At 39.3% G+C, this 7,447-nt stretch carries 8 protein-coding genes; all 8 read left to right on the top strand.

Features of this window, described 5'->3' with window-relative positions; genetic code table 11:
- Positions 1-226 precede the first annotated feature (226 nt).
- The 8 genes from PHO71_RS24815 (at position 227) to PHO71_RS24780 (ending at position 7,393) form a co-directional block, all read left to right on the top strand.
- Positions 227-1,027: a hypothetical protein gene (locus tag PHO71_RS24815; RefSeq protein WP_300208835.1), complete on the top strand. Its 801-nt coding sequence runs from the start codon at positions 227-229 to the stop codon at positions 1,025-1,027.
- 143 nt (positions 1,028-1,170) lie between these two features.
- Positions 1,171-1,947 carry a hypothetical protein gene (locus PHO71_RS24810; RefSeq protein WP_300208833.1) on the top strand — a complete coding sequence of 259 codons (777 nt, stop codon included), beginning with the start codon at positions 1,171-1,173 and terminating at the stop codon, positions 1,945-1,947.
- 225 nt (positions 1,948-2,172) lie between these two features.
- Positions 2,173-2,937 (top strand): class I SAM-dependent methyltransferase, encoded by a 765-nt coding sequence (locus PHO71_RS24805; RefSeq protein WP_300208831.1) that lies wholly within the window; start codon positions 2,173-2,175, stop codon positions 2,935-2,937.
- A 206-nt stretch (positions 2,938-3,143) separates the two neighbouring features.
- The gene (locus PHO71_RS24800; RefSeq protein ID WP_300208829.1) at positions 3,144-3,941 is read left to right on the top strand and encodes a DUF4238 domain-containing protein; all 798 of its coding nucleotides are present in this window, start codon (positions 3,144-3,146) and stop codon (positions 3,939-3,941) included.
- A gap of 117 nt (positions 3,942-4,058) precedes the next feature.
- Entirely contained in the window at positions 4,059-4,688 is a 630-nt protein-coding gene (locus PHO71_RS24795; RefSeq protein WP_300208827.1) for a DarT ssDNA thymidine ADP-ribosyltransferase family protein, read from the top strand.
- Positions 4,639-5,400, top strand: coding sequence for a hypothetical protein (locus PHO71_RS24790; protein ID WP_300208825.1), 762 nt, complete (start codon positions 4,639-4,641; stop codon positions 5,398-5,400). Before PHO71_RS24795 ends, PHO71_RS24790 begins: the two co-directional genes overlap by 50 nt.
- A 152-nt stretch (positions 5,401-5,552) precedes the next feature.
- Complete coding sequence (locus tag PHO71_RS24785; protein ID WP_300208823.1) at positions 5,553-6,512, top strand: HEPN domain-containing protein; 960 nt, start codon at positions 5,553-5,555, stop codon at positions 6,510-6,512.
- 188 nt (positions 6,513-6,700) lie between these two features.
- A complete protein-coding gene (locus tag PHO71_RS24780; RefSeq protein WP_300208822.1) occupies positions 6,701-7,393 on the top strand; it encodes a hypothetical protein in 693 nt (230 codons plus the stop codon).
- The last annotated feature ends 54 nt before the right edge of the window (positions 7,394-7,447 follow it).

Raw genomic sequence — 7,447 nt, 5'->3', positions numbered from 1 at the left:
AAGATGTACTTGAGCCATGATCTCTTTCCTTTCAGTTGTTAGTTTCGCAAAACCTATTATACCGAAAGCGAGCTCGTGGCTCTTTTTTTTATTTCTCAATTTACACCAAGTATACGGACTTTATCTGGTAAGTAGAAATGAATATATAGATAAACAGAAGGCAATATGTGATAGTATTGAAGATTATTATTACTGTTTTAAGTTCTTATATCAATATCCATTCATCATGTATGATGATTCTATCTATCTACCATTACCCCACACAATAATTCAAGCAGCCACTAGTTCATTGCTATACCGGATAACTGAAGGCAACAATTCTGTTCGAGAACGTTTTGGGAAGCATACTCTTGAAGACTATAATTATATGCTTTTTCAGAAATCAGGAGTATATGACGAGGTAAAATCAGAGTATAGATACGTTCATTCCGGTCAGGAAAAACGTACTATGGACGTAATGGTTAGGAGAGGAGAATATTGTTTACTCATAGAATCAAAATCTATGGTGCCTTCTACGCGTGTGAGAGTTTATGACGAGACAGCAATTGAGGATTTCTGCAGCAAGACAGTTGCAGCTATTGTTCAAGTATATCGACACATTACTTGCCAATTTATGATTGAATATTTCCCTTTTGATGAAGCGATACAGTTTGCACAAGACAGTATTTTCGGTATAGTAGTGCTTCTGGAAGATCATTATATTAGAAGAGACATTCTTTTTCGTCAAGCTGCTCAAAAACTAGCCATTGACTATGAGAGTGATGAGTACAAATATTTATGCTCTCATGTTAAAGTATTAAGCTTGTTCGAAGTTGAACGAATGACGTTACGATCGGTTGATATCATTGAGGCGTGTAGTAGTGTAATAGATGACCCTATACATTGGTTCGACTACACACTACCTAATGATGAGGAGTACTCATCAAGATCAACGATAATTGATTGTTTTGTCGAAAATGAGACAAACGAATTGTTGAGTCTTGCTGAAGAGTTAGTATCTATGGGTCTTCTCCAAGAAGGTGGATAAACTGCGCCTAACATCGCCTCTTCAAAATGCCAAAACCGGTGCGCGTCGCGCGCCGTTGAAGATGGGCGCTGAGGTCCCGGTTTCGGCACTTCGCAGAGGCATTCACGTTAGCCGCTATTCTTTACTACGTTTTGGAGGATTTTATGACACCTGTATGCTTTATCAAGTTTGGCGAATCTGAGTTTATGAATACATTGGCAAACGGTGATTTCTTCTTTTCACATGCAAAAAGATTCGCAGAGATCGAAGAAAATGAGTTTATCAAAGGCCAAGGTGATCTATTTGAAGGAAAGGCTGAGTTAGCCGCTACTTCTGCACGTGTATATAGCCTTGATGATGATTCATTAATCGCGAATATAAAGCTTACGGCCTTTACATTGTCCGCCGAATATGTGCCGTACAAACCGGTATACTGTCTAAGTGTGTTTGATGTAGCGGATTGTGTTGAATATATTGATGAAAAAAACTATAAACTGATTTTCTCAACCGAACTCGTAACATCTATCAAGTCGCACTTTCCCAAAGCAGATACGGCTGTCGTTTTTACAGATCCACGCAAATTGATCGAGTCGTTGTTGTCAGGTGCAAAATCAGACATTCAACATGGATATGTTAACTATTTCAACATGCATCCCGTTGATTTGGAATGGGTGAAGTTTGTTCATGATAATAAGGGCGAAAAGGTAGATGGTGGAATACGATATACCATGTTGGTGGAAAACTCATATAAACTTCTGTTCTGCAAAGATTTGTTTTTTAAGGAAGAAAAGGAATACAGATTTGTTTATTCAAACGATAGTATACGCAAACCGGAAGTCAGAAGATTCGAGATTGGTGGACAGGCAACGATAAAAACAATGGATGAATTATTCAATTCTGGCCTTAATGTTGTGAATGGGGCCGTAAAGAACATCGGCTAACATCGCCTCTTCAAAATACCAAAACCGGTGCGCGTCGCGCGCCGTTGAAGATGGGCGCTGAGGTCCCGGTTTCGGCACTTCGCAGAGGCATTCACGTTAGCAGTAATTGCAGTAACAAAAAACCGCCGCGTCCTGCGGCGGGACATGCTCAAAACAGATTGGCAAAGGGAACAATTACGATCGCGAGATTATACATAATGAAATGAATTTAAAGGAGATAATGCCATGGAATTTAGGAAAATATTTGATAGTATTCCTGAGCAATTTGACAAATGGAGGCCTCGATATTGTGATGAAGCATTCTCAGATATTATTCAGTACGCAAAACTTGATACAGACAAAACAGTTCTTGAAATTGGTCCCGGAACAGGACAAGCCACTGAACCGATACTAAAAACAGGCAGTTCATATTTGGCGATTGAGCTTGGAGAGCATTTAGCAGAATTCACAAAAAACAAATTCAGCTCATATCCCAATTTTCATATAGTAAATTCCGATTTTGAAACACATGACTTTGGACAGCAAAATTTTGATTTGGTATATTCAGCAGCTACAATTCAATGGATACCGGAAGAAGTCGGCTTCCCCAAGGTTTATGATTTACTAAAATCCGGTGGAACATTCGCAATGATGATGACTCGAACGGACTATAAAACTCCTAATGAAGAAATGTTTGCTAAAATCCAAGATGTATACAACAAGTATTTTTATCCCGCATATAATTATAGTTGTAGCTTAGCATACAGTAATGTTGATAAACATGGTTTTGTTGATTTTGAGTGTCGAAATTATCATAAAGCCAGAGAACTAAATGCAGACGAATTTGTTCTATATATAGGCACTCATTGTGACCATATTGCACTAGAAGAGCCATTGAGAACGAGTTTTTTTGATGGTATTAGGAATGTCATACTTGGTATGGGAAATAAAATATTACTGAACGACAATATAGTTTTGTACTTAGCAAAAAAACCATATTCGCCTATTTGAGTAAAGTGGTACCGGCGTCCTGCCGGTACCACGGCAGGCTTAATGAGTTGCAACTACTGCTAACTTCGTTTCTTCGACATGCTAAAACCGGTGCGCGTCGCGCGCCTCCGAAGCGGGAGCAGCCGTGGGTACCGGTTTCAGCACGTCGCAGAAACATATACGTTATCGGAAAGAGGGGAAACTAATGCGGAAAGGAGAAGGTTATATTGGTTAAGTCGCATACACAGATACCAAAGTTTCTATTGAAAGGCTTTTCTCATAAAACAAAAGATGGTCAAAAAGTATTCTACCTAGACCTAGATGATTTGCTAGTCAAGGAAGGAAAAATCAATCAACTCGGAACAGTGGTTGGGTTTTATAACAAGGAAATAGAGGATTTTCTAAACAAGAATGTCGAGAGGCCCTTTGCAGACCTACTTGTTGAGTTCAATGAGTATGCAAAAGAGAAGAGAAAACCCTTGACTATCTCAAGAAAAGATAATGACATAATACGCCGATTCATGCGATACTGCTTGTTGCGAAGTGATTACTTTTTAGCTCAAGTCAACACGCAAAGCAAATTATCGTTTCTTGTTGGTGGATATACTCATAATGATGTGCTTGCTCATGTCGACTTTTTCTCGAGCAATGACTTCTTGGAAAATTATAATGCTACTATTCTCATTAACCATTCTGATATCGAGTTTGTCACTCTGAAAAATTGTTACATATCAGCGATGGTTGAAGGGAAGCAACCTAAATATATTATTCCGATAAACAGAAAAATAGCGATTATGCTCATTAGCAATTCAGAAAACATCGGTGTTAAGGATACTTATGAGATTACACCTCACATTGTTGTGTCTGATGATGTGATGAAATCAATCAATGCAAGAGCGCTATTCAATGAAATCCAGTATAGCGGTAAATTCTTAGTTTGCTCAAGGGAAAAAGAACTTGAGGAGCTTGTTGATCTTATAGCAGAAAAGAATGTCAAAGGTGAGGAGCTCCTTCCGATAACATAGTGTCCCCAATATTCCCTCACCGTGCGCGTCGCGCGCTCTGAAGCAGGCCTGCGAAGAACGGTTCGGAAACATCGGGGACACAAACACGTTAGCCGACACAGAATTCTTGTAGCGATTATGGAGGTTGACCGTATGCGTAATGCTATTCGAGAACGAGGAATTAGTTGGCTCTTGCATTTCACGAGGGCAGATAATTTGGAGAGCATTATGAGATATGGGTTATTGACAAGAGAGCAATTGTCAACATTGAATATTGAAGCATCAGTGAATGATAACTATAGATATGATGGTTGTGAAAATGCGATTTGTCTTTCAATAGAGTTTCCAAACTATAAGATGTTTTATAGATTAAGGCAAGAAAATCCTTCCGTCGAGTGGGCTGTTCTATTTATTGATCCAATTATCTTGGTAGATCATGACTGTGCTTATTGTCATGACAACGCAGGTTCTGAAAGAGTATACTCCATTCCTTTGTCTGAACGAAGAGGTTTTCAGGCATTTGAAAGAATGTTTGCTGAAATACCATTTCCTACACGCGAGGAGTTGGATCTTGAAGAATATATGCCGACTAATCCACAAGCAGAAGTTCTCGTGTTTGAAAGCATTTCAATTACATACATCAAGAGAATATCCTTCAATAAACGTGATACACTTAATGCATATCGTGGTTGTATACCTACAAATATCCGAGTTGCCTTTGATGAAAGGCCTTTCTATCCTCGGAATGATTATCGATATTGGAGGTAACTGGATGGCTAAGCGGCCAGTTTTTATTGCATCGAATTCACCGCCATACTATAAAACAGAAATTGTAGAATTTGAATATTTCTCTGGATTTTCTGAGGCTCAGAAACAAAGATCTATTTCTAGCCTCCATAGGGCCTTTTTAGCAAGGAATCCTAGCGCTAAGGTCCTAGAAATATCAAGTAAATCAACAGAGCCTCTGGGCGTTGCTTTGAGCGCGTTTAACTTAAAAATCATAACGCATTCTATGAAAGAATACTCTGTTGAATCGGTATTCCAGTCATGTAAGGCATTCCGAAATGGGGGCCCATACTCTGATATTATACACTTACCTCCTAAAGAAGCAAAAAGGGATGAGCGTCTTAAAACAAGTGGAGAGCTAACATCCTTTATTTACAAAGGGAAGCAATTTCCAATTACGCCTAAGACATATTTTTATAATTGGTTGTACATAAATACTTTATTCACTTACAAAGAAAAATGCGAGGAAATTGCAAAGTATGACTCGTTTACAGATATATCATTTAACCCTGAGAAATCGATAAATTGCCAAGCTATTGCAGCAGCTGTATATGTATCACTGCTAAAAAATAAACTTATTACAAAACAAATACTTGATAGTGCAGTATTCTTAGAGACGGTATATGGCAATGCTGAGAATGACACATTATTTTCGCCTGAACAGATGCAGTTTACTGATGTTAGTATTGAGTAGGCATAGGTTTGGCATTGCATCGGCTAACATCGTGTCCCTAATATTCCCTCACCGTGCGCGTCGCGCGCTCTGAAGCAGGCCTATGAAGAACGGTTCGGAAACATCAGGGACACAAACACGTTAGGCGACAAAGGTTAAAAGCAGGGTGAGATATGGAATTTGTGTTTTTAGCGGTACTACACAATTTGATGCTTGAATCCAAAAAGCATAAGGGGATCAAGCTCTTCGATGGCGCTAGGTTATCAAATGGTGAAGAAGCAATAGCAGACATAATTAGGTCTGCACTATTTACTCATGTTGCTGGAAGTCATTCGATTGGTGAGTTTCATGATAGAACATACGCAATTGTTCGTGGTAGCTTTCCAGATATTCCCGACAGTAGTGAGATGGATAGACTCGGCTCAAAGTGTGCGTTTTACTTTTTGAGGCAAATGCAATGGTTTGTAAATAGTCTCTGGGAACATCATGATAGTAACATTTATGTCCGCGATGGTTTTCTACTTGTATACAAGAAAGATATTGAGGATGGATTCTCATATAAGGCATCTTTATCGGAGGTATTCAGTAAAGCTACTCTTGAAGGTGGTGGCACCTTGTTTTCAGATGAGCAAATACATTGTACTGCAAAAGCAATAGTTTATTCGGGAGTTGATGAGATATTGTGTGATGGGATTGACTATAAATCTCCCGTAGACAATACCTTTCGAAAGAAGAAAGAGACAGATCGGATAAGCAGAGCATATTACTTTATCATGTTTGCCAGGAAAAGTTATATATTCCCTATGAAAATTGTTTTCTACATTACCGCTTTTGAGTGCCTGTTTTCTACAACAACATCAGAACTTACACACAGAATAGCAGAAAGAGTTGCTCTGGCTGTTAGGAGCGTTGAGACGAATACAATCTCAACATATCAGATGATGAAAAGGGCGTATAAAGTAAGATCTGCAATCGTTCACGGTTCGCCAATAGGAGAGAAAGAAAGTGAACAAAGAGACATCTCATTGTTTCTTGATCGAATTGCGAGAATTTTACTTCGATCGCCTGATGAGCTCTTTTCGCGAAGTGATGAAGATATCGATGCTTACTTTATTGATTTGTTGTTAAAATGACCAGCACTATACGCAAATATGGAATATGTATGGCACATTGATAGTACACATATTTACATGTACGACTTGTTATATATGGATGAATTCGTTTGAGTGATTCGGTCGCCTAACATCGTGTCCCCAATATTCCCTCACCGTGCGCGTCGCGCGCTCTGAAGCAGGCCTACGAAGAACGGTTCGGTAACATCGTGGACACAAACACGTTATGTGCCAGAAGAAATGTAATTCACGAGGAAACGAGTATATGCCGTGAATTATCTTTATCAACTATTATTGAGGAGGAACGTATAATGGCTCAACACGATCAAGGAACATTTGAGGTTGTTCTTAAGGCAGCAACAAGTCTACCTTTTGTAAGGATTGATCGTGAAGGGTTCTTGGGAAAAGAGCTAATCAAGAGTTGTCCAAGAGAGCAAGTGCAGCAAGCAATCGTAACCAATCCTGCACGAGCAGGAATCGATAAAAAGGTGATTGATGGAATTGCTAATAGTTGCATAAAATATGAATTGAATAAGGTGAGTTCGATTTCTTTCGCGGCAGGTTTGCCTGGTGGAGTTGCGATGCTTGCAGCTGTGCCTGCTGATGTATCACAATATTTTGCTCATATATTGCGTATTTTACAAAAACTCATCTACCTATATGGATGGGAAGAACTGTTTGATGAGAACGGGACACTGGATGATGAAACAACAAATATGCTAACGATATTTGTTGGTGTAATGTTTGGTGTAAATAGCGCCACAGCAACGTTAACAAAGTTATCTGCAAGCGCGGCCAAACATGCTACTAAGAGCATTGCAACAAAAGCCTGGAACCGGCAACGCAAAGTGCAGGAAATCCGGCAACAAAATGTCAGAACTTTCGGCAACGTAATGTCATAGAAAACGGCAACGCAATGTCATGAAATCCGGCAATCAAATGTCAGAGTTTTCGGC

This window comes from Bacteroides sp. (assembly GCF_028690125.1).
Lineage (GTDB): Bacteria > Bacteroidota > Bacteroidia > Bacteroidales > Bacteroidaceae > Bacteroides.
The sequence above is the reverse complement of the archived record's forward strand: the minus strand, read 5'-3'. Positions and strand labels throughout refer to the sequence as shown.